This window comes from Hydrogenobacter sp. T-2 (genome assembly GCF_033971325.1).
GTDB lineage: Bacteria > Aquificota > Aquificia > Aquificales > Aquificaceae > Pampinifervens > Pampinifervens diazotrophicum.
The window spans coordinates 1,382,596-1,404,615 of sequence record NZ_CP117180.1 but is presented as its reverse complement, the minus strand read 5'-3'; the positions used below and the strand labels follow the sequence as shown (position 1 = coordinate 1,404,615).

Below are 22,020 nucleotides of genomic sequence, written 5' to 3'. Positions count from 1 at the left end.
ACATGGTCTGTATAACCCATCTTGAGCTATGTCCCTATTGCAAAAGGATAGCACTTAGGGTCTGTGAATATGAGGAGCCCTATCCAAGAGTGGAGGCGGAATGCCAATGCTGTGGCTACAAGGCTTACGATGTGCCTATGAAGCTGACACAGGAAGACTTTAGAAGCATATTGGACAAGCTGGGAAGAAAGCTCATAGGAGAGGTTTGCATAGATGACCGATGCGGTTCTACCAAGGTGATAAGGCTTATAAAGGAAGGTAGTTATGCGGAATACCGTTGCCTTGAGTGTGGCTCGGAGTGGAACAGCGATGAGGTGCAAAAAGCTATAGATAGGGTAAAAAAGGTGCAAAGTAGCTTAAAAAACGGAAACAGGCTTATGGAGCTTCTTAAGGCTGGAGAAGGTGAATGCCCTCTCTGCGGATGGGACATAGGTCATATGCATGTGGGATATGCGGTCTCCATTGAGTGCTTTGTCTGTGGCTATCATACAGATACAAGGGAGGTCCTACCTCAAGTAGACCCCTCAAGCCTTGAGTGTCCTGAGTATGAAAGGTCGGAGGAAACAGGTTGAGAGTCCCCCATCAGGAGTTTATAAGGTATGAAAACTGGAAGGAGCGGTTTCTAAAAGACTACGAGCTTATAAGCTCAAGGGATGTGGACAAATTGGCACAAGAAATTTCCAGCCTGTATCCTCAAAGGGAAGAAAGACTTCTAAAGGCTCTCATCTCCATGTATGTGGGAGGCTACGAAAAGAGGGTGGAAGACCCAGAGGTGCGTTATTGGACCAACTGGGCGGGAATAAAGACCTACAAGACCTTCAATGGCTTTCCACAACTTTCAGATATAGAGCTTGCCTTTGTCTTCTATGCCATGGGTAAGGTCTTTGTCCCTCTCCTTTTACACGAAAGAGGTGTAAAGTCTGAAAGCTTTAAAAGCCTAAGCCCAGAAGACCAAGAGAAGGCGGTAAAAGAGGAGTTAGAGGTCATATGGGAAAACCACCTTATAAGAGTTCTTCAGATACTACCCTTTCTTGGACTCAGTTCCACAAGCATATAAAAGCCATCCTTGCTGGGAAGAGCCTTGACACTCCAACCGTGAAGCTCTGCTATGTGCCTTACTATAGCAAGACCAAGACCCATACCCTGTGGGTTTTCAGAATGGTATGGCATAAAAATAAGCTCTTCTTTTCCTTCCTCTATACCCACCCCATCGTCTTTGTAGATTATCATGTTCTCTTTTAACTCAACCCACACCCTCTTTGCACCCCACTCAAGGCTGTTATTAAAAAGATTGAAGAACATGTCCCTTAATAGCCTCTCGTCACCTGCCACCTTCAAAGAGCCATATACCTCTATGGAAAGACCCTCATAGAGCCTTGAGACCTGCCTGAGCAAATCTCCCAAGTCCACATCCTTAAATTGAGGCTCTGTATCCACAGAAAGGCTTCTAAACTGGTCAATGGTCTTTTTGACCCTTTGAATCTCTTGGAGCATAAGCTCAGCCATCTGTGCCACACGCTCCATATCACACTGACCCCTTTGCAGAGACCTTATAAGTCTTTCAAGGTTTAGACTTATGGGAGTGAGAGGGTTTTTTATCTCATGGGCTATCCTCTTTACCGCCATCTGCCAAGTCTTAAAGCGTTCCGCAAGAATAACCGCCTCAAGGTCTTCGTAAACCACGACCTTTCCAAGCTCAAGCTCAATAAAGCTTTGTCTTACGTTGCTTTTCTTTGCAAGCTCCTCGTAGGTTTTGTTATAAAACCTTTCCCCATCCTTTGATATAAACACTATACCCACCGGTAGAGCATCAAAGAGGGTCAAAAGAATTTCCTTTTCCCTGTTTAGCCTTTGGTATAACGCCTTTAACTCCTCTTTCATCCTCAGAAAACTGCTTGCAAGCTCTTGCACCTCGTCTCCCGTTTGAGGCACTTCCACATGAACTTCAAAGTTCCCCTTTGCTAACTCTCCAGCCTTTTGTGAAAGCCTTTCAAGAGGTAGGCTAATGTATCTTGCAACGAGATTGCCAAACCATACCGCAGAAAGAAAGGAAACGAAACCCGCAAGCACTATAAAGTATATGTATATGCCACCTATTATGTCCCTTGCCTTTACCATATTCCTTAACTCACCTGCGGTCTGGTATATGTAATTGACTAAGGAGTTAACTTCTGAGCCTCTTCTTATAACTACACTGTAGCCATCAATACACAACACAGCCATTTCTTCCTCAAGGCTTTCCTTGCAGTTTGGATTTTTGATAACCCTAACACCCTCCAAAGCTTCAAACACCTGAAGCTCCACACCCTTTTCCTTTAAAAGTTCTGCAATTTTCCTATAGTCCTCTATTTTTTTCTTCTCCCCTTCCTCTATAAGAAGTTTTAAATCTTCTGACCTTCTTGCCACCTCCTTTAACTGTCCGCTCACAAAGGACTTGGTGGATTGCAAAAGTATTATGGCGGTTGCTATGTTAAGGAATATAAGAGGCGCTATAATGTAGAGCAAAAGGCTTGTGGAGAGCTTACGCCTTAATGGACCACTCCTGCCAGTAAGGTAGGTTTTTATAAACTTTCTAAAAAATATAACAAAGACCACAAAGAGGATAAGCAGGTCAAGATTTATAACCAAGAGGACAAGTGGATAGCTTATACCCCATATTTGCCTAAGGTTGTCTAAAAAGGCTATGTTTATGAGGACAAAGACAGAGAGAAAAAGGAAAAAGGCAAGGTAAAGCTTCAATGCATTTCCTTCTCCTTAATGTGCTGGTGTTTTACCATTTCTCCCTCAGACCAGTATATGGTCATCTCCGCTATGTTTTCTGCGTGGTCCGCCATCCTTTCAAAGTGCCTTGCTATAAAGGAAAGGTGCATAGACCTCTTTATGTTTCTTGGGTCTTCAAGCATGTAGGTGATAAGTTCTCTTTGCACTTGATGGTATAGCTCATCTACCATATCGTCCCTTTCTATGACCTTTTTGGCAAGGCTTATATCCCTTTGGAAAAAGGAAAGCACCGCATCCTCTATCATGCTTTTCACATTTGCAGCCATAAGGGTTAGATTTACATAGGGTTTTAATGGTGGCTCTTGTGCCAAAAGTATAGACCTTTCCGCTATGTTTTCCGCCTCGTCCCCAATCCTTTCAAGGTCAGAGACTACCTTATAAATACCCATTATAAGCCTCAGGTCTACCGCCTCTGGCTGATATAGGGCTATCATCCTTATACACCTTCTCTCTATCTCCACCTCCATCTGGTCAATCTGGTCATCTCCCTTTATGACCTCTTCCGCAAGCTCCACGCTTTGCTTGTTTAAAGACTCTATTGCCTTGTCCACAGCCTCCTTGACAAGACCTGCCATCTTTAAAACAAGGTTCTTCGTCTCCTCAAGCTCCTGAAAAAGTTTCATCATGACCCTCCATTAATTATAGTATTTTAGTGACCTTTTGTTAAGATTTTGTTAAAGGCTTTCCTTGTCTATTCTCATCTCCACAAGTTTACCCTCAAGTTTAAGGGTAAGTATGACCTCTCTGTGGTTTTCCCTTTTGCTTACAAGAGTTGCCTGAGCATCCGCCAATATCCTTTGAGGCTCACCCTCTTCCACTATCTTTCCTTTGTGTATTCTTATTACCCTGTCCGCAAGTCTTAGGGCTTCTTCCTTGTCATGGCTAACCATTAAAGCGGGTATTGAGGCATTTTTTTGGAAGTTCCTTAGCTCTTTTTGAAGTTCAAGCCTTAGGTCTGGGTCAAGGGCAGAAAGAGGTTCATCAAGCAGTAAAACCTTTGGCTCTTTTGCAAGGGCTCTCAAAAGGGCTACCCTTTGTTTTTGCCCTCCCGAGAGTTTGTCAGGTTTTTTGTCCTTTAGACCCTCCAAGCCAGCCATCCTGAGAAGTTCTATGGCTCTGTCTTTGTCCTTTTTTCTCATTCCATACATAACATTTTCAAGCACCGTCATGTTGGGAAAAAGGGCATAGTCCTGAAAGACAAAACCCACGTTCCTCCTTTGAGGTGGCAGGTTTATCCTTCTCTTTGAGTCAAACCAAACCTCTCCATCTACTTCTATATAACCCTCTTCTGGTGTTTCAAGCCCTGCTATACATCTCAAAAGGGTTGTCTTTCCACTACCAGACTGTCCAAGAATAACGAGAAATTCCGTGCCTTTTACTTCAAGCTCTACGTCAAGCCAAAAATCTCCATCAAAGCCATGCAGGAGCTTTTTTACCCTTGCTCTTATCACAGGCTCCACCTCCTGTTAATGGCATAGAGCATGGCAAGGCTTATAAAGGAAGCTACGAAAAGAAGACCTGCATAAACGTGTGCGGTCTTGTAGTCTATGGCTTCCACCGCATCGTATATGGCTATGGATACCACACGGGTTTGTCCCTCTATGTTTCCACCTACCATCAAAACCACGCCAAACTCTCCTATGGTGTGGGCAAAGGATAACACTATGCCAGTAAGCACAGAAGCCTTCATGTTGGGAAGTATCACTCTAAAGAGGGTTTCAATCTTTGACTTTCCAAGAGTCCAGCTGGCTTCTATGATATTTCTTGGCACGCTTCTAAAACCAGAGGTAAGTGGATGCACCATCATAGGCAGGCTATATATGACCGAGGCTATAACTATACCCTCAAAGTGGAATACAAGCTGGTAGTCAAACAGCCTATACCATACAGAGCCTATAATGCCGTTTTTACTCAAAAGCAGAAGAAGGTAAAAGCCCAAAACTGTTGGTGGCAGGACAAGAGGAAGGGTAGCCAGAGCTTCTATAACAAGCCCCAGCTTGCTTTTTGTGTAAGCAAGGTAGTAGGAGAGTGGAACGCCTATTATAAGTAGTAATATGGTGGTCCATATGGAAAGTTTTACCGTAAGCCATATGGGAACTGGGTTTATATCCGCCATCATCTCTCTTCACCTGGTAGGACAAAGCCGTATTTGACGAATATTCTTCTTGCCTCTGGAGAGCCTATAAAGTCGTAGAATCTCCTTGCGTTTTTAACCTTGCCTCCCTCTTTTGTAATGCCGTAGCCCTGTTCAAGCCTTTCGTGCTTATCTTCTGGAATTAGCCAGTATTTACCTTTTGCCTGCAGTTCGGGAGCCAGTGCCAAAGAAAGTGCTATTATACCAATGTCCGCCGCGCCTGAGTATACAAAGCTGGCGGTTTGAGATATGTTTTCTCCAAGCACAAACTTGTTCCTTACCCTATCAAATACACCGTAAGCCTCAAGAGCTTCCTTTGCTGCCTGTCCGTAGGGTGCGTGCTCCCAGTTGGCTATGGCTATCCTTCTGACTTTTGGGTCAAGTAGCACTTCTGGAAACTTAGAGGGGTCAAGAGGAGAGTCCTTTCTGGTCCAAACCACTATCCTACCAATGGCGTAGGGTTTTGGCTTCGTTATTATATGTCCTTCTTTGTAGAGCTCTTCCACATACTTCATATTGGCAGAAAAGTAGATGTGAAAGGGTGCACCAGCTCTGACCTGTGCGTAACCCTTTCCAGAGGAGCCAAGTACAAGCTCCACCTTGTCCTCTGGATACTTTTTCATGTAAAGGCTTGCAATTTCCCTTAGGGCAAACTGCAGGTCTGAGGCTGCAAAGACCCTTATGAGCTCCGCATGGGCAAGGCTAAAAAGCCCAAGAAGTAAGAAAAGCAGTGTCCTCATAGTAAAACCTCCTCAAGGGATTTTTTTTCATAACCCGGTAGGTAAGAAAGTAAGCGTGTATGCCTTTTGCTTTTGAGAAAGTCAACAACTCTAAGAAAGTTTCTGTCCTCTTCTAAATCCTCTCTATAGCAAAGGCAATAGTCTTCCCACTTTACACCCAAGAAACTAAGTCCATACTCAAGGGCATAGGCTTTTGTGGTAATTCCCGCATCACCAAAGCCTTCCATTAGGCTAAAGGCTATCTTTTCATGACCTCCAGAGACAACTCTGAAGTTCTCTATTGCCATGTCCTTTCTTAACTCTTCAAAGACCTTCCTTGCACCGCTTCCTTCCTCTCTTGCAAGCCAAAGTTTGCCCTTTAGCTCCTGAAGAGAATACTTTTCTCTAACCGCTATACCTTCTTCCCAAGAGAAGAGCTTTACAGACTTATATCTCTTGCCAAGAAAACTTCTTGCCAGCCTTATGTTCTCTTCAAAACTTCCCATGTGGACCCCCGCCATATGAACAAAACCATCTTTGAGAAGCTCAAGAGCCTTCATACTTGGAAGGTTTATAACTAAAAGCCTTATTCCCTCTTCTCTGAGGGCTTTTGAGAGGAGTTTAAAGGAAGGGTCGCAACCCGCAAAGGTGTATGTGGGTAGAGTTTGTCTGTTGAACCACTCCACTTTGCCCTCTTTGAAATAGCCCTCTGGGCAGTCTTCCGCCTCTGACAGGTTTATTGGAAAGAGAACTCTCCTCTCACCTACTTGATAGCTAACAAAAAGCCCTTCCTTAAAGCCCAAAAAGGGAACAAACTCTTCCTCTCCAAAAAGCTCCTCTACAGTGCATCTTAAAGCCTTGGCAAGCCTTAGAGCATAGTCTACAGAAGGTGTAGCCTTACCAGACTCTATGGCACTTATGGTAGTCCTTGGAATGTTTGTTATCTTGGATAGCTCCTCCTGAGACAAGCCAAGACTTTGACGCAGTTCTTTGACCCTGTTCATTGACAGTATATTGTATATTAATGACAAAAAATTGTCAAGAAGTTAGTGCCTCCAGACCTTATAGGCGGATATGAGTAAGATTAGCACGAGCAAAATTCTTAGCAAGCCTTGAGGTTTATTATCACTGCCTGAAGGGGCAAGAAGTGAAAGAGGCTAAAAGGAAAGGACGTTTCTCTTCAATCTCCACATCTTAGCACAAGGGCTTGAACTTCTACAACTCCGTCTCTGAGCATATCTAAATCCCTTGCGGCGGAATAAGAAAGGTCAAGGACTCTTCCGGGCTTTAGTGGACCTCTGTCTATGACCTTTACGACCACCTCTCTACCGTTCTTGAGGTTTTTTACCTTAAGGAGGCTTCCCAAGGGCAAGTCTGGGCTTGCGGAGTAGTAGCCATGCATGTCATACCTAATTCCATAGGGAGTTTCTCTACCATGGTAAGGTTCTGCGTAATAACTGGCAAGACCTCTTATCCTTGCAGGGCATGTTCTTCTGTCATCCACTCCACATCTTTGAATTTCAAGCCTTGCTGGAAAGGGTTCATTTCCAAGAATATTTCTGAACCTCTCAGGAACACATATACCTCTTATGTCTTCTCTTCTGAAAACCGCTATAGTTATGCTTTTGCCAGTGGCTGTGTTAACTACCCTTACTCTGCTTCCACTTTGAACCAAATTGCTGTATGCTCTATCTCCTGTGCAGTAAAAGCCTTCAGTCCGCAATACCTCAGGGCAGTTAACCCTTAACTCACCATCCGCTCCTGTAGACCTATCCTGCACCACCACAGAACAGGAAGAAATAAAAAGCAAGAGAGGCAAAAACCTTTTCATAGCCTTCTGAATATGATAGACAAAATTAGTCCGTTGAGGTTTTGCATGAGGCTAAAGAGGGCACCAGGAAGGGCAGACTCTGGAGGAAAATATCTAAGGGCAAGGACTGTAGCCAAACCAGAGTTTTGCATTCCCACCTCTATGGAAAGGGTTTTGGCATAGGTTCTGTCAAAGCCTACAATTTTTGCAAAAATGTATCCAAGAAGAAAACCCAAAAGGTTGTGAAGGAGAACAAGTATAAAAACCTGCATGGAAAGTTCCTTGAGCCTCTCTGAGTTTAGGGCAAGAACAGTGGCGATTATAACCCCTATAAAAAAGACCGCAAGGTATGGTAGTAGGGTCTCAAGATGCCTAATCCTTGGAAAAACCCTTCTTATAAGGATGCCTACCAAAACTGGTAATAGGACTATTAAGAGAAGGTCTAAGACCATAGAAGCTAATGGCAGGTCAACCCTCTTACCTATAAGCGTATAGGTGAGAAGGGGTGTCATTATGGGAGAGATGAGAGTAGAAAAGGTTGTCATGCTCACAGAATAGGCAAGGTTTCCACCCGAGAGGTAGGTTATTACATTAGAAGCGGTGCCACCGGGAGCAGAACCGACCAAAACAGAACCATACATTATATATTCGTTGACTTTCAACATAAGAGCTATACCATAACCCAGCAAAGGCATTATGGTAAACTGTAAAAGTCCAGCGTATATTATTCCAAGCGGCTTTCTAAACACCTCGTAGAACTCCTCACCTCTTAGTGTTAAACCCATGCTTAGCATGATAAGTGCGAGAAGATAGGGAATAGCTGGCTTTAGTTGTAAGAAGAGCTCCTTTGCATAAAGCCCTAATAGGCTAAAGGAAATTAGCACAACCAAAGTTATAACCGCCTGCATACTGCTATAATATACCCATGAAGCTATTGATTCTCATCCTCCTTATACTTAACATCGCCTCTGCCAAAGTGGTAGCACGCATAGATAGGGAGCAAATAACCTCCGCAGAGGTCCAACAAGCCTTCAATGCATACTGGAGAGAAATACTACATTTACCCATAGCAAGATCTACACAAAGAGACCTTCAAGAGTTTCTTGTGGAGTATGTTAGAAGCAAAATAATACAGATGGAAGCCAAAAGGATGGGTATATCCGTTAGCCCGCAGGAATTTGAGGAGTATGTGGAAAGGCATATAGGTAGTAAGCGTCTAAGTGATGTGGCGAAAGAGCTTATAACCACGGAGATACTAAGCCAGAAAATAATAAACAGGATAGCAAGAGACCTTGATGTTAAGGATGGACAGATAACCGCCTACTATTACCTTAACCTAAGAGATTTTAAACTTCCCGCACAGGTTCTTTTGGAAAGGTATACAACAAGCAGTCTTGATACCGCTAACGAGGTATATTATAGTCTTTCAAGAGGACAACCTGTTAGAAGTGTAGAAGTAAGAGTAGGTCAGCCCATGTGGTATTCTATCCAGACATTACCAGAGATAGTAAGACGCCAGCTGTATCCCTACGAAGTAGGTAAGACCACAAGACCTATAGAGGTGGGTGGAAGTTATGTCATTTTTAGAATAGCGAACAGAAGAGGAAGTGGTATAATGCCCCTTGAGGAGGCAAAGCCCATAGTAAGAGAAAAGCTCCTTAGGGAAAAAAGACAGGAGGTTTTCCAAAGATGGTTTCAGGAGGTTTCAAAAAGATACTCGGTGGAGTTCTACTTTGGACAACTTTGAGCTTTTCTGCGGTTCTTGTAGACAAGGTGGTGGCTTCTGTAAACTCAGAACCTATACTTGAGAGCGACATTAAGATGGGTATGCTCTACTATGCTACAACCAACAGGAAAGACGTTATCGATAAACTCATAGAGGATATGCTACTATACCAGTTCCTCATAGGAAGAGGCATGCAGGTGCCACCTGAACTAATAGAGCAAGCCTTAGTAAACATCGCAAGGGTAAACAGGATGACCCTTGATGGGATAGCTCAAGAGCTTGCAAAAGAGGGTCTTACCCTTCAGGACCTTAGAAGATTCTTAGAGAGAGAAATTTTGGCTACACAGGGCCTTATTGCCTTTCTTGAAAGAGAAGTTAGAGTTTCCGACGTGGAGCTTGAGTTGGAAAAGCTCAAAAGTGGTAATATAAGAGTGGTTAGAAACATAGAACTTCTTGTAATAGATAGAAGGGATGAAGGGAAATTAAAAATAATATTTAGCCCAGAAAAAGGACTTGATGCCATAGCTAAGGAAATGGGAGCAAGTTTAGAAAAACTAAGGGTTGCGAGAGGAGATTTGGTGGAATTTTTGGACAAAGAAGTTTGGAAGGCAAGCCCAGGAGAAATAGTTTTTGCGGAAGATAAAGACTATGTGTATATAGCCAAGGTCCTATCCCAGGAGGAAATAACCGAAGGCAAAAGCATAGAGGAACTTAGAGAAGAGATTCTGCTAAGGAAAATGGAGACAAGAAGACAGGAACTTCTCGAAAGGTTAAGAAGAAACAGCTTTATAAAGATAATCCAGTAGTTCTGAGAGGCTATCAAAAACCAAGTCTGGGGTAAAGTTAGCCTTCGATAGTTCTTCTTTTTTGTATTTACCTGTGGTCATAAAAACTGTTTTTATACCAAGCTCCTTTGCACCCACAAGGTCTGTATATATATCGTCGCTTACTAAATAAACCTCACTACCTCTCAAACCTTCAAGAGCGTATCTTATAAACTCTTCAGAGGGTTTGCCAAGATTAGGCAGGGCTTTGTCATATTTACAAGCATGAGCTATAGCCATAGCTATAGACCCAGCCCCCGGAAAGTAAAGCCCATCATCGTCCTTTACGATTCTACTTAAATTTATAGGAATTAGCTTGGCACCTTTTAGAAAAACCGCAGAGGTGGCAATTTTTAGCTTGTTGAAGTCAAGGTTTCTATCTTGACCTATCACCACCGTATCCACCATATAGTCCTGAGCTACCTCAAAGCCGAGAGTTCTTATGTATTCCTCTACCACAGGCATGCCTATAAAGAAGACCCTCTTTATACCTTGAGCTCTAAGGTAGTCTCCAAGTATTGACAAGGGTGAAATAAATTCCTCCTTTTTAAGCTCTACACCTTTCTTTCCTAATTCCTCTAATAGTTTATCTGGCGGTCTTGTAGAGTTGTTGGAAACCACCCTAAAGGGTATACCTAAGGTTCTTATACTTTGCAAAAAACCTACAGTGTCTTCAAAGGGGTTCAAAGCCTTATCCTTTACCAAAACTCCGTCAAGGTCGAGGAGTAAAACTGGCAACCTCATTGCTTAAAGGGTATGCTAATCCAAAGCTCATCAAAATCGTCTTTGTCTTTTCTTATATCTACTTCTATCTTTTTGACCTCAAATTGCGGATATTTGGAAAACACTGATATAAGGTCATCCCTAAGTCTATCAACGAAGTTAGGTGGAAGACCTTTTCTTTCATAGGATAAAACAAGGGTAAGTCTTTTCTTTGCCTCATCTTTGCTCTTACCTCTGTTGAAAAGAAGGTCCCATATCATACCTATCTCCCTAAGAGCTTTTCAAGGAGCCCCTTTTTCTCTCCATAGCGGACCATAGGAACATCCTCACCTTCAATCCTTTTTGCCATATCTATGATAGCTTTTGATGCGTTGTATTGCTGTGAAAGAACTATAGGTTCACCTCTGTTAGTAAAGTCTACGAGCTTTGGTTCTTCTGGCACTATGCCTATGGGTTGGGCTTTTAGTATATCCACTATGTCTTCCACTGAAAGCATCTCGCCCTTTTTCACACTTTCCCACTTTATCCTGTTTATTACGAGGTAGTAGTCTTTCTTGCCCATGTTTTCTAACAGTCCAATTATCCTGTCCGCATCCCTTATAGAAGAAACTTCAGGATTTACCACTACAAGTGCTTTATCTGCTGGCAAGGAAGCTATCTGAAAACCTTGTTCTATGCCTGCAGGAGAGTCTATGAAAATGTAATCGTATTCCCCAGACTCTTTCACTCTGTTTATGAGGTCAACCCATCTATCTCTGTCTATAGCATCCTTATTTCTTGTTTGATTTGCGGGAAGTAGCCACAGGCTTAGCCCCCTTTTATCCTTTACGAGAGCCTTATGAAAATCCACCCTGCCTTCAAGCACATCAAGCACATCGTAGACTATTCTGTTCTCAAGCCCCAGTATCATATCAAGGTTTCTTAGTCCTATATCCGCATCCACCGCAAGAACTTTTTTTCCAAAACTTGCCAGAGCAACGCTAAGGTTGGCTGTTATGGTGGTTTTACCTACGCCTCCCTTTCCAGATGTAACAACAAAGACTATGCTCATCTATACCCTCTCAAGTATTATATTACCATCTTCAACTTTTGCAATCTCGGGATAGCCTGGGGATTTTCTCTCCTCTTCGTTCAGTATGGCTACCCTTTTGCCTATTCTTATCTGCTGTGGCTCCATTTCCAGAGCAACCACCACTGCACTTTCATCACCCAAAGCTCCTGCTACCGCAATACCTCTTAGCTTACCCATAACTATTATGTTCCCCGTTGCCACTACCTGTGCGTCCTTATTCACATCTCCAAGCACCAAAATATCTCCGTTGTGTTCTACCCTCTGACCAGACCTAAGATGCCTCTGAACTACCATTAGCCTTTCTCTTTTTGTGTCTCCCAGACCTGAAAAACTGAGCTTCTTTACGCTTTTTATATTTCTCTCTGTGAGGGCTTTTTCTATTTTTTCAATTTCTCCCTTCTTAAGCAGACCCTTTCCATCTATTAGCACATAGCTACCTTCAAAAAGTTTTGAAGAAAGTTTCTGCTCTATCTCTTCTATGAGGGAACTTATATTTCCACCTTCTTTTATTTCTACCAGCACAACAGGAAGGGTCACTCCTTTTATCTCTACCATGTTTTTATTGGCTCCGGGGGAGGGACTCGAACCCCCAACCTGACGGTTAACAGCCGCCTGCTCTGCCGGTTGAGCTACCCCGGATATCAGTATATATTATACATCTTTTTCACCCTTTGGTATACTTTTTATCGTGCTAAGAAACTGGGATGGGTGGATATTAATTAGCGTCATTTCCCTCTTTTTAATGGGCGAAGCTGTAATAATAAGCGTGAATGTGGTTCCGTATTTGATAGATTCCTATCAGAAGTTGAGTATATACAAGAAGCCACTCATTCAGATGTTGGTTTTCCTCATCGGATTTCTGCTGGCGAGTATTATCGCCAAGTACGACTACAGAAAATACATGGGTGGAGCTATTCCCTATTTGTTTGCTCTAATAGCCATCCTTAGTCTTTTGGCGGTTTTTATAAAGAAGCTAATAACTGGTAAAGCTGTTGATAGGTGGCTTTTCGGTGGCAGTATACAGCCTCTTGAGTTTGCTAAAATTGCCCTCCTTATATTCCTGTCTTATTACATAGTTCGTAAAGGAAACCTAAGACAGTGGAAACATCTTTTCTGGGCTTTGCTTTTTCCCATTATTACTGCTCTTTTACTTCTTACACAGCCTGACAAGGGCGGAGCGGTCTTTATACTTCTTATGACAGCCCTTATGGTCTATGTGGGTGGTGTTCCCAAAAAGGCTTATCTTCTTATACTTGCTGTATTTTTTTTCTTTATTTACTACATACTTACCTCAAAGGGCTATGTGGCGGAAAGGCTTTCTGCGTGGAGAGACCCTTTTGTTGACCCAGAGGATAGTGGATATCAGATAATACAGTCTCTGTATGCCCTTGCCAGAGGAGGGATTATGGGTGTGGGTATAGGTCAGGGGCTTCAAAAACTTGGACCTTTGCCAGCTTCTGACACGGACTATGTGATAGCGGTTGTGGGGGAAGAAATGGGCTTTGTTGGCGTTTTTGTCATAATAATTCTATACGCTATATTAGTAGGAAGACTGCTATGGTATGCTTTAATGTCTAAGGGACATATGGAAAAACTTTTGCTTTTTGGGACAGCTATGAACTTCGCTATATCTTTTCTTTGGAATCTTGCCATGGTTTCAAACCTCATACCACCAAAGGGAATAGCTTTACCTCTTGTAAGTTATGGTTCATCTAACCTTTTTGCATCCTTAATACTTCTTGGCATAGCCCAGTCTGTCATAAACCATCAAGAAAGAAGTCTCTCAAGTCCTTTGAGGACATCACCCACGCCCACCATACTTAAGCATGCTTGAGTCCCTGTCCTACATACCTTAGGGTTCGGTGAACAAGGAGAACAATAAAGCTCAGGTTTAACATAATCACCTATTAAAGGATAAAAGCCATAGTCTGGCGATGTGGCTGTGTATACACTAAGGGCGGGAACTCCGAGGGCGTTGGCTATGTGCACTGGTGCAGAATCGCAGGAAATTACCACTTTTGACAGGCTTATAACTGCCATAAGCTCTCTCAGAGAGGTCTTACCTATGAGGTTTATCCCCTCTACCTTATCAAAAATATTTGCTCTTTGAGTGTCCGCTCCTACTATGACAGGCGTTATACTTAGCCTTTTGGAAAGCTCCAACCATCTGTCAATATTCCACTCCTTTAGCCTAAAGTTGGAAAAAGGAGAGAGCACTGCAAAGCTCTCAGGAAGTCTAAACTTATCCTTTGCCCTTTTTTCCTCTTCTTCTGATACGAAAAGGTATGGCATTCTTTCAAATTCTCTTATTCCCAGAGGCTTTAAAAGTTCGAGGTTTCTGTCCACTTCGTGAATACCCCATCTGTGTTTTACGGTGTGTGTGTAGAGCCACTTTAACTCAGACCTGTCAAAGCCAATCCTTGTTGGCACACCAGCCATAAAGAGTATGAGGGCACTCCTTGCGGATATATGTGGGCTTATAGCAATGTGGTATTCTCTTAGCTTTTCAATGACCTCAAAACTCTCCCAAAAGCCCTTGTCAAAGGTTATAAGTTCCACATCCAAACCTTTTAAAAGCTCCCTTATAAAGCTCCTGCCTGCAAAGGCAACCTGCGATGATGGAAAGTGCCTTTTAAGAGTCATTATAAGGGGAGTGGTAAGCACCACGTCCCCCAAGTAAGCACTTTGCCATATAAGTATCTTCATCTAATTCCAGATATGCTGGCTATCCTCCATTTCTTTTCGTCCTTTATCACTATAAAGGTGAAAATCTTCTCCACACCCTCTTTGTCCACGACCTTTACTATGACCTCCGCATGCTTGTCATCTATCCTGCTTGTATCAAGCACTCTGACCCTTTTTATGTTCTCTCCCATAGAAGATAAAATACAGGCAAGCACCTCTGAAGGCTTCATCTCTGTAAGCTGAAGAGGCAGTTTTACATCCTGCACAAGGGCATCCCTGAAGGGTGGATAAAGGAGCTTTACCGCTTCTCTGCCTTCTCCATCCCTTATGTTTTCAATAAAGTCCTTTACTGTGTTTCTTGCGGACTTCTCTGGGTTTTCCCCACAAGACCTAAGGACAAAAAAGGCGAGGAGCACTGCTCCTATTGCAATGGCTACCCTTTTCATAGTTCTACCTCCTCTATGAGATATTTATGGATTGCTTGTGCGGACTTTCTGCCTTCTGAGAGGGCTCTGACTACTGTGTCTCCTCCATTTACCGCATCACCCCCTGCAAAAAGACCTTTTATAGAGGTTCTAAAATTCTCATCCACTTTAATGGTTCCCCATTTTGTAAGTTCAAGACCTGGCATGTCTTCGTAAGCTATTGGATTAGCCTTTTGACCTATAGCAAATATTACAGAATCGCATTCTATGATGTGTTCTGAGCCTTCTACCGGCACAGGCTTGGGTCTTCCACTTTCATCTGGCTCACCCAAGGTCATCTTTATGCATTTGAGACCTACCACATTACCTCTATCATCCCCTATTATCTCTATAGGTTGAGTGAGCCAGTGTATTATGGCACCCTCCTCTGATATGTGGTCCCACTCCTCTTGGCGAGCGGATGAGGTCTCCCGCGTTCTCCTGTAGACCACATGGGTTTCCACACCAAGCCTAAGAGCGGTTATAGCACAGTCCACTGCGGTAAAGCCACCACCTATTATGGCGGTTCTTTTCCCAAGATTTACCGGTGTTCCACTTTGAGGGAATAGGTCAGCTCTATCTAATCCTACCCTTGTTAAAACCTCTATGGCAGAATATACACCATTTAGGTGGTCTCCTCTTATTCCCAGAGAGCCTCTGCCCGCACCCACACCAAGAAAAACTGCATGGTATTTTTCTAAAAGTTCCGCAAGCTTTATCGTTCTTCCCACCACGTAGCCAAAAAAGAACTTTACTCCGAGTTTCTCAAGCCTTTTTATCTCCCAATGGAGAAGGTCTCTTGGGAGCCTTGCATGAGGTATGCCATACGCCATCACACCACCAGCTTCTGGTAAGGCTTCAAAAACATGAACCTCATGTCCCCATCTTGCAAGGTCATAGGCACAGGCAAGACCTGCAGGACCCGCACCTACCACTGCTACCTTATAGCCCGTCGGTTCTGACCTTTCAACTTCAACCTCAAGCCCCGATATTCTTATAAAATCTCCCACAAACTTCTCCAAAGCACCTATGCTTACAGGTAGCCCTTTGTTTTTCCTCCCACGAACCGTATCGTAGTAGAGTATGCATGAGCCTTCGCATTGTCTTTCCTGAGGGCATATCCTTCCACATATGGAAGGGAAGGGGTCTGTTTCTATTACCTTTTTATATGCACCTATAAGGTCTCCTTCCGTTATCTTCCTTATAAAGCCTGGTATGTCAACGTTTATAGGACAGCCCTTTATACACCTTTGGTCTGCATCTTTGCAAAAGAGGCATCTTTGTGCTTCGTCGAGGGCAAGGCTTACCGAATAGCCAAAGGCGTATTCTCTAAAAGTCTTTACCCTCTCAGCGGGAGACATGAGTGGCTCCGGGTTTCTGTCTTCGTATCTTATGCGTTTAGCCATTAGTGAATAATTATATTCACAGAGGGAAAAATTGTAGCTATAACATATGCTTAAGCACCTACCAGTGGATACTTATATAGGCTATTAAATACCCCTTGACAAATGAAAAAAGTTTGCATATAATACATATAACCAAAAACCAATAGGAGGTACTAACCATGAGCAAGAGCCTGCAAGGCACAAAGACCCTTGAGAACCTCAAGCATGCCTTTGCTGGGGAATCCCAGGCAAACAGAAGGTATCTCTACTTTGCCAGAAAGGCAGATATAGAGGGCTACCCAGACATAGCCAACGTCTTCAGAGAAACTGCAGAAGGTGAAACAGGACACGCCTTTGGACACATTGAGTTCATGGAAAAGTATGGCGGTGGAGACCCTGCCACTGACATGCCCATAGGGACCATGGAGCAGAACCTTGAGGCGGCCATAGCTGGAGAGACCTACGAATACACAGAGATGTATCCTGGCTTTGCAAGAGTGGCGAGAGAAGAGGGCTTTGACGATATAGCGGAGTGGTTTGAGACCCTTGCAAGGGCAGAAAAGTCCCACGCAGGAAGGTTCCAAAAGGCTTTAGAGTCTCTCAAAGGATAATCTAAAAAACTCAGGGGGCGTTCGCCCCCACCTAAGTTAAAAATAGAAGGAGTTTAACATGCAAGAGCTTGCCCTTGGTGGAGTAAAGGATTTTGAGTTTAACATAAAGGATCCCAATTTTCTCAACGAACAGGCTTTATGGGAAGAGGCAAAGAGAGTCTATTCTAAATGTAAAGACTGTAGAATGTGTGTCACCTATTGTCCTTCTTTTCCAGCACTTTTTGATGCAGTAGACAGAAATGAAGATGACCTTGAAAAGCTCTCTAAGGAGGAGCTTGCCCTTCCCTTAGAGCTGTGCTTTCACTGTAAACAGTGCTACTTTAAATGTCCTTATACGCCACCCCACGAATGGAGGATAGACTTTCCTCATCTTTCTCTTAGATATAAGGTTTGGAAGTTCAAAAACAAGGGAGCAAAGCTCACCGATAAGCTGATGCTAAATACAGACCTTGTAGGCAAGCTCTCTGTGCCTTTTGCTCCCATAGTCAATAAGCTAAACACCGTCCCAACCTTTAGAGTTATCATGGAAGGAGTTATGGGTGTGGACAGAAGAGCAAAACTACCACCCATAAACTCTGAGACCTTTACGAGCTGGTTTAAGAAAAACAGAAAGCCAGTCAAAGGTCAAAATGGAAAAGTTGCCCTGTTTTACACCTGCCTTCTTAACTACAACTACCTTGAGAGAGGCAAAGCTCTTCTTAAGGTTTTTGAGAAGAACGATATATATGTGGAGCTTCCAGAACAACAGTGCTGTGGTATACCTTTCTTTGATATTGGAGATATAGACTCAGCTACAGAGAGGGCAAGGTTTAATGTCCAGAGGCTAAAGCACTATGTGGACGCAGGCTTTGACATAGTAGTGCCAGTGCCTACATGTGCCCTTCAGATAAAGTATGAGTATCCTTTACTTCTGCCTGACGACCCAGATGTAAAGGCGGTCTCAGAGAGGGTCTACGACGTTCATGAATATCTTTTCAAACTCCATCAAGAAAAGAGGTTCAACAGGGACTTCAAAGTCTCTATTGGAAGCATAGCTTATCACATTCCCTGCCATCTTAAGTCTCTCAATGTGGGCTACAGGGCTGTGGCACTTATGAGGCTAATACCCAACACAAAGGTTCAAATAATAGAAAGGTGTTCGGGGCACGATGGGACCTTTGGAGTGCGGAAGGAAACCTTTGATATGTCCATAAAGGTGGGTTCAAAACTCTTTGAGGATATGAAAAGCTCTAACGCAGACCTTTATGTGTCTGACTGTCCTCTTTCTGGCAATCACATAGAGCTTATGACCGGCAAAAGGGTTTACCATCCCATTGAAGTTTTAGCGATGGCTTACGGAGAGGATTAGAATTTCTCTGTGGAGGCGGAAAGATACTTTGAGCTAATTGGCAGGATCATAGAAAGAGCCTTAAGAAAAGACTGCCTTGTAATATTTTTTGGTTCAGCGGTAAGGGGGAACTTTGGCAGGGCTTCTGATATTGACGTGGCTTTGTTTTGCTCTGAACCTTTAAGTTTCACTGAATACTCAAGACTTCTTTCCGAAATTGAGGAGCTACCAATCTTGAGAGATGTAGACCTTGTAGACCTTTGGCGTGTAGATTCCTACGATTTTCTAAGTAAAATAGTTGAGGAGGGTCTCTTTTGGAAAAGTTCAGAAGGGCTTATGGGGCTTTTGAGAAGGCGTTTAGAAGGTTTGAGGAAGTCAGAAGTCAAAATCTCATGAGCTTTTTCAGAGAAGAGTTCTATACGGAGATAGTGGTAAAACGCTTTGAGTATTTATACGAAGCTCTGTGGAAGACGGTCAAGGAGTTCTTGAGGGTGAGAGGCATTGAGTGTTATTCTCCAAAATCCTGCTTTTCTGAGCTCTTGAAGGAGGGTGTGGTCTCATATTTAGAAGAGGAACTTTTGAGCGAGCTTATATACATAAGAAATAGGCTTGTGCATGTTTATGAGGAGGAGACCGCAAAAATGCTAAGAGACAGGATTTTGCAAGAAGACATCTACATGTTCTTTAAGGAGCTTCTTGTAAAGCTAAAGACATGAGATACTTTCCTTTGGGTATAGCGGGACATGTAGACCACGGAAAGACCTTTCTTGTAAAAACTCTTACTTCCATAGACACGGATAGACTGCCAGAGGAAAAGAAAAGGGGAATGAGCATAGACATAGGCTTTGCCTTTTTGGATTTTCCAAGTAAAAACCTAAGAGTTGAGATAATAGACCTGCCAGGGCATGAAAGGTTTATAAAAAACGCCATATGCGGGCTTGCTCCTGTATGGGGGCTCTTGCTTGTAGTGGATGCAGGAGAGGGCGTAATGCCACAAACCGTGGAACATATAAGGCTTGCAAAGAGCTTTGGTATACAAGAGGTCATCCTTGCCCTTACGAAGGCGGATAGGGTGGACTTAGATACCCTTGACCTTGCAAGGGAAGAAGCCTTTCAGATGCTCTCTTCCGAGAGTGTTGATGCCTTTGGAGTGTTTCCTGTTTCTGCCTTGAAAGGTGAAGGTCTTGAAGACCTAAGGACTGGCATAGGAGAGTATGCAAGCAAACATCTAAGGGATAGGGATAAACACCTTTTTAGGTTTTTTGTGGATTCCGCCTTCAGCGTAAAAGGCTACGGGACGGTAGTGAGGGGCAGTTGTGTCTCTGGAAGCGTTTCTGAAGGAGATACCATTACTCTTGAGCCTATTGGCAAGCCTTGTAAGGTAAGGAAGATGCAAAACCACGGAGTTTTTGTGAAGGAGGGAAGGGCTGGAGAAAGACTTGCCTTAAACATTCCAGACCTTGACCCAAAGGAAGTGGAAAGGGGGTATTTTCTCGTAAGGGGCATAAAGCCCTCCAATAGGTTAATCGTAAGGGTTGAGGGGCAAATGCCTAAGGGGGTTGCATACCTCTTCCTTGGGATGCGTGAAGTTTCCTTCTTACATAAGCACATACATGAAGACCTTTACTTGCTCAGACTTTCAGAACCTGTGCCAGCGGTCAGAGGCGATAGAGGACCTTTATTAAACTCTTCTGGAAGACATTTGGGGTCATACCAAGTGCTTCACCCTCTACCTGTGAGAAGCTCAAAGAGGTTTATAAGAGAGAACTTGAGCCTTCTCTTGGAAAATCCAGAGGAGTATCTACTTCTTGAAAGAGGTGTGAGAGGGCTTAGTCTTGGCGAGCTTTTTTCCTTTTATGGCTTTGCGGTTCAACCACCCAAAGACTTAAGAGTCGGAGAAAGGTTCTACCATCCTGAAATCTTAAAAAGCATTTCTGAAAAGCTGAAAACTCTTCTTTCTATGAAGGGAGGTTCTATACCTCTCTCTGAGGTTCTTTCTAAGCTCAGGGTTTCTCAGGATATCCTCGGTCTTATACTTGAAAAAAGTGTTGATTTAAAAGTGGTTGAGGGTTACCTCTTGGATACGAAAAGGGCAAAACTTGAGGATTTGGAGGGATACATTATGCTTATGGGCTTGCTTTCAGAGGGCATAAGAGAGGAGAAGGACCTACAGGCTTATAAGGAATATATTTCTCTTGCAGTGAGGAGGGGACAAGTTTACAGCCTTGGGGACTATCTTTATGTATCAAGGCAGATGTTTGAAGATTATGTGAAAAAACTAAGAACCTTAGGAAAGGAATTCACCCTTCAACAGGCAAAGGAAGCCTTGGGGCTCACAAGGAAGTATCTCATACCTCTTTTGGAGCACATGGATAGGCTTGGCATAACCAAAAGAGAAGGAGAAAGGAGAGTTTTTTTGAGATGAGCCTTTTTAGACATATCCCCCAGGTCTCAAAGCTCCTTGAAGACTTTAGGGACTATCCACAAGAGATAGCAAAGAGGGCAATAAGGGAGGTTTTACAAAAGGTAAGAGAAGAGATAAAGGAAGGCAGAAGACAAAGCCTTGAGGACCTCAGAGAGCTTATAGAGAAAAGAATAAGAGAGCTAACCACTACAAACCTAAGGAGAGTAATAAACGCTACGGGTGTGGTCATAAACACAAACCTCGGCAGGTCAGTGCTTTCTGAGGAGGTTGCAGACTTTATAAAGGAGATTGCAGTTCACTACTCCAACCTTGAATACGACCTCTCTAAGGGTAGAAGAGGCTCAAGGCTGAGCCACGTGGAAGAGCTTTTGAGGGTCCTCACGGGTGCGGAGGCGGTTCATGTGGTTAACAATAACGCAGGTGCGGTCTATCTTGTTTTGAATACCTTAGCCTTTGGCAAGGAAGTGGTAGTCTCAAGGGGTGAGCTTGTGGAGATTGGTGGGAGCTTTCGCATCCCAGACATAATGAGGGCTTCTGGTGCAAAACTCGTGGAGGTGGGAACCACTAACAGGACAAGGCTTTCTGACTACGAGAGGGCTATAAGTTCAGAAACCGCACTTCTTATGAAGGTTCACAGGAGCAATTTCTACATGGAGGGCTTTGTGGAAGAGGTAAAGGCAGAGGAGCTTTTGTCCTTAGGTTTGCCTCTCTACTACGATATGGGAAGTGGAAGTCTTGTAAACCTGAGAAGCTTTGGTATAAATACAGAAGAACCAAGTTTTGAGGAGTGCATAAAAAGTGGTATTCATGTAGTATCCGGTAGTGGTGATAAGCTCCTTGGGGGACCACAGGCGGGCATTATAGTTGGCAAAAGGGAATTTATTGAAAGGATAAGGAAAAATCCCATGAGTAGAGCTTTGAGAATTGACAAACTGACCCTTGCGGGACTTGAGATGACCTTGAGGCTTTATATGCAGAGAGATTATGAGAAAATACCCACCCTTCGCATGCTTTTGCAGAAACCAGAGGAGATAAGAAAGAGAGCCCTCAGGTTATCAAGAAGGCTTAGGTCGATGGTAGGGCTTGAGGTAAGGTTGCTTAGGGATATTTCTCGTTGCGGTGGTGGTGCAATGCCTGAGCTGAGTTTAGAGACCTACTGCCTTGGTCTTAGGCATAAAAGCTTAAGTCCAGTGGAATTGGAGAAGAAGCTTAGAAACTCAGACCCACCAATCATAGCACGGATAAGGGATGACATGGTGCTTTTAGACATGAGAACTGTGGAGGACGGGGATATTCCGGATATTTTGAAGGCTTTAGAGCTCTTGGAGGTTTGA

26 protein-coding genes and 1 tRNA gene are annotated in these 22,020 nt (G+C 43.4%); 11 read left to right on the top strand and 16 right to left on the bottom strand.

Annotated elements, in window-relative coordinates; genetic code table 11:
* Positions 1-2 precede the first annotated feature (2 nt).
* Both IAE16_RS08155 and IAE16_RS08150 read left to right on the top strand, forming a co-directional pair.
* Positions 3-572, top strand: a complete 570-nt coding sequence (locus IAE16_RS08155; RefSeq protein WP_323700322.1) for a hypothetical protein — start codon at positions 3-5, stop codon at positions 570-572.
* Positions 569-1,057, top strand: coding sequence for a hypothetical protein (locus tag IAE16_RS08150; protein ID WP_323700321.1), 489 nt, complete (start codon positions 569-571; stop codon positions 1,055-1,057). The genes IAE16_RS08155 and IAE16_RS08150 overlap by 4 nt, the downstream gene beginning before the upstream one ends.
* Here IAE16_RS08150 and IAE16_RS08145 read toward each other — a convergent pair.
* From IAE16_RS08145 to IAE16_RS08110, 8 genes are all read right to left on the bottom strand, one after another.
* Complete coding sequence (locus IAE16_RS08145; RefSeq protein ID WP_323700319.1) at positions 1,015-2,739, bottom strand: sensor histidine kinase; 1,725 nt, start codon at positions 2,737-2,739, stop codon at positions 1,015-1,017. The two genes, IAE16_RS08150 and IAE16_RS08145, sit on opposite strands and share 43 nt — an antisense overlap.
* Positions 2,736-3,404 carry a phosphate signaling complex protein PhoU gene (phoU, locus tag IAE16_RS08140; RefSeq protein WP_323700317.1) on the bottom strand — a complete coding sequence of 223 codons (669 nt, stop codon included), beginning with the start codon at positions 3,402-3,404 and terminating at the stop codon, positions 2,736-2,738. The genes IAE16_RS08145 and phoU overlap by 4 nt, the downstream gene beginning before the upstream one ends.
* Positions 3,405-3,455: 51 nt before the next feature.
* The gene (locus tag IAE16_RS08135) at positions 3,456-4,232 is read right to left on the bottom strand and encodes an ABC transporter ATP-binding protein (RefSeq protein WP_323700316.1); all 777 of its coding nucleotides are present in this window, start codon (positions 4,230-4,232) and stop codon (positions 3,456-3,458) included.
* Positions 4,229-4,900, bottom strand: coding sequence for a molybdate ABC transporter permease subunit (modB, locus tag IAE16_RS08130; RefSeq protein ID WP_497812700.1), 672 nt, complete (start codon positions 4,898-4,900; stop codon positions 4,229-4,231). The genes IAE16_RS08135 and modB overlap by 4 nt, the downstream gene beginning before the upstream one ends.
* A complete protein-coding gene (gene modA / locus IAE16_RS08125; protein ID WP_323700315.1) occupies positions 4,897-5,655 on the bottom strand; it encodes a molybdate ABC transporter substrate-binding protein in 759 nt (252 codons plus the stop codon). Before modA ends, modB begins: the two co-directional genes overlap by 4 nt.
* Positions 5,652-6,638: an XRE family transcriptional regulator gene (locus tag IAE16_RS08120; RefSeq protein WP_323700314.1), complete on the bottom strand. Its 987-nt coding sequence runs from the start codon at positions 6,636-6,638 to the stop codon at positions 5,652-5,654. The genes modA and IAE16_RS08120 overlap by 4 nt, the downstream gene beginning before the upstream one ends.
* A 176-nt stretch (positions 6,639-6,814) precedes the next feature.
* Complete coding sequence (locus tag IAE16_RS08115) at positions 6,815-7,465, bottom strand: septal ring lytic transglycosylase RlpA family protein (RefSeq protein ID WP_323700313.1); 651 nt, start codon at positions 7,463-7,465, stop codon at positions 6,815-6,817.
* Positions 7,462-8,352 (bottom strand): bile acid:sodium symporter family protein, encoded by an 891-nt coding sequence (locus tag IAE16_RS08110; protein ID WP_323700312.1) that lies wholly within the window; start codon positions 8,350-8,352, stop codon positions 7,462-7,464. The genes IAE16_RS08115 and IAE16_RS08110 overlap by 4 nt, the downstream gene beginning before the upstream one ends.
* A gap of 17 nt (positions 8,353-8,369) precedes the next feature.
* On the opposite strand from IAE16_RS08110, the gene IAE16_RS08105 reads away from it, so the two are divergent.
* Positions 8,370-9,191 carry a peptidylprolyl isomerase gene (locus tag IAE16_RS08105; protein WP_323700311.1) on the top strand — a complete coding sequence of 274 codons (822 nt, stop codon included), beginning with the start codon at positions 8,370-8,372 and terminating at the stop codon, positions 9,189-9,191.
* Entirely contained in the window at positions 9,134-9,976 is an 843-nt protein-coding gene (locus IAE16_RS08100) for a SurA N-terminal domain-containing protein (protein ID WP_323700310.1), read from the top strand. Before IAE16_RS08105 ends, IAE16_RS08100 begins: the two co-directional genes overlap by 58 nt.
* Here the strand turns inward: IAE16_RS08100 and IAE16_RS08095 are convergent.
* The 5 genes from IAE16_RS08095 to IAE16_RS08075 all read right to left on the bottom strand — a co-directional run bounded on the left by IAE16_RS08095 (position 9,941) and on the right by IAE16_RS08075 (position 12,428).
* Positions 9,941-10,738: an HAD-IIA family hydrolase gene (locus tag IAE16_RS08095; protein ID WP_323700309.1), complete on the bottom strand. Its 798-nt coding sequence runs from the start codon at positions 10,736-10,738 to the stop codon at positions 9,941-9,943. The genes IAE16_RS08100 and IAE16_RS08095 overlap by 36 nt on opposite strands.
* Complete coding sequence (gene minE, locus IAE16_RS08090; RefSeq protein WP_323700308.1) at positions 10,735-10,977, bottom strand: cell division topological specificity factor MinE; 243 nt, start codon at positions 10,975-10,977, stop codon at positions 10,735-10,737. The genes IAE16_RS08095 and minE overlap by 4 nt, the downstream gene beginning before the upstream one ends.
* A 2-nt stretch (positions 10,978-10,979) precedes the next feature.
* On the bottom strand, positions 10,980-11,768 hold the full coding sequence (minD, locus tag IAE16_RS08085; protein WP_323700306.1) for a septum site-determining protein MinD: 789 nt from the start codon (positions 11,766-11,768) through the stop codon (positions 10,980-10,982).
* Positions 11,769-12,344, bottom strand: a complete 576-nt coding sequence (minC, locus tag IAE16_RS08080; protein ID WP_323700305.1) for a septum site-determining protein MinC — start codon at positions 12,342-12,344, stop codon at positions 11,769-11,771. It abuts the gene before it with no gap.
* An 8-nt stretch (positions 12,345-12,352) separates the two neighbouring features.
* Positions 12,353-12,428: transfer RNA gene (locus IAE16_RS08075), tRNA-Asn, on the bottom strand.
* Between the two features lie 127 nt (positions 12,429-12,555).
* Here IAE16_RS08075 and IAE16_RS08070 point away from each other — a divergent pair.
* Positions 12,556-13,623 (top strand): FtsW/RodA/SpoVE family cell cycle protein, encoded by a 1,068-nt coding sequence (locus IAE16_RS08070; RefSeq protein ID WP_323700304.1) that lies wholly within the window; start codon positions 12,556-12,558, stop codon positions 13,621-13,623.
* Here the strand turns inward: IAE16_RS08070 and IAE16_RS08065 are convergent.
* Genes IAE16_RS08065 through gltA form a run of 3 tightly spaced genes read right to left on the bottom strand, consistent with a single transcriptional unit; the run spans position 13,557 to position 16,344 of the window.
* Positions 13,557-14,495 carry a glycosyltransferase family 9 protein gene (locus IAE16_RS08065; RefSeq protein ID WP_323700303.1) on the bottom strand — a complete coding sequence of 313 codons (939 nt, stop codon included), beginning with the start codon at positions 14,493-14,495 and terminating at the stop codon, positions 13,557-13,559. The two genes, IAE16_RS08070 and IAE16_RS08065, sit on opposite strands and share 67 nt — an antisense overlap.
* Positions 14,492-14,920: a DUF4878 domain-containing protein gene (locus IAE16_RS08060; RefSeq protein ID WP_323700302.1), complete on the bottom strand. Its 429-nt coding sequence runs from the start codon at positions 14,918-14,920 to the stop codon at positions 14,492-14,494. Before IAE16_RS08060 ends, IAE16_RS08065 begins: the two co-directional genes overlap by 4 nt.
* Positions 14,917-16,344 (bottom strand): NADPH-dependent glutamate synthase, encoded by a 1,428-nt coding sequence (gene gltA / locus IAE16_RS08055; protein WP_323700301.1) that lies wholly within the window; start codon positions 16,342-16,344, stop codon positions 14,917-14,919. Before gltA ends, IAE16_RS08060 begins: the two co-directional genes overlap by 4 nt.
* A 158-nt stretch (positions 16,345-16,502) precedes the next feature.
* On the opposite strand from gltA, the gene IAE16_RS08050 reads away from it, so the two are divergent.
* The 6 genes from IAE16_RS08050 to selA are packed head-to-tail and all read left to right on the top strand — an operon-like array spanning position 16,503 to position 22,020.
* Complete coding sequence (locus IAE16_RS08050) at positions 16,503-16,934, top strand: rubrerythrin family protein (RefSeq protein ID WP_323700300.1); 432 nt, start codon at positions 16,503-16,505, stop codon at positions 16,932-16,934.
* A gap of 58 nt (positions 16,935-16,992) precedes the next feature.
* The gene (locus tag IAE16_RS08045; RefSeq protein ID WP_323700299.1) at positions 16,993-18,282 is read left to right on the top strand and encodes an anaerobic glycerol-3-phosphate dehydrogenase subunit C; all 1,290 of its coding nucleotides are present in this window, start codon (positions 16,993-16,995) and stop codon (positions 18,280-18,282) included.
* Positions 18,283-18,291: 9 nt separating this feature from the next.
* Positions 18,292-18,657, top strand: coding sequence for a nucleotidyltransferase domain-containing protein (locus IAE16_RS08040; protein ID WP_323700298.1), 366 nt, complete (start codon positions 18,292-18,294; stop codon positions 18,655-18,657).
* Positions 18,576-18,977, top strand: a complete 402-nt coding sequence (locus IAE16_RS08035) for a nucleotidyltransferase substrate binding protein (protein WP_323700297.1) — start codon at positions 18,576-18,578, stop codon at positions 18,975-18,977. Before IAE16_RS08040 ends, IAE16_RS08035 begins: the two co-directional genes overlap by 82 nt.
* The gene (gene selB / locus IAE16_RS08030; protein ID WP_323700296.1) at positions 18,974-20,686 is read left to right on the top strand and encodes a selenocysteine-specific translation elongation factor; all 1,713 of its coding nucleotides are present in this window, start codon (positions 18,974-18,976) and stop codon (positions 20,684-20,686) included. The genes IAE16_RS08035 and selB overlap by 4 nt, the downstream gene beginning before the upstream one ends.
* Positions 20,683-22,020, top strand: coding sequence for an L-seryl-tRNA(Sec) selenium transferase (gene selA / locus IAE16_RS08025; protein ID WP_323700295.1), 1,338 nt, complete (start codon positions 20,683-20,685; stop codon positions 22,018-22,020). The genes selB and selA overlap by 4 nt, the downstream gene beginning before the upstream one ends.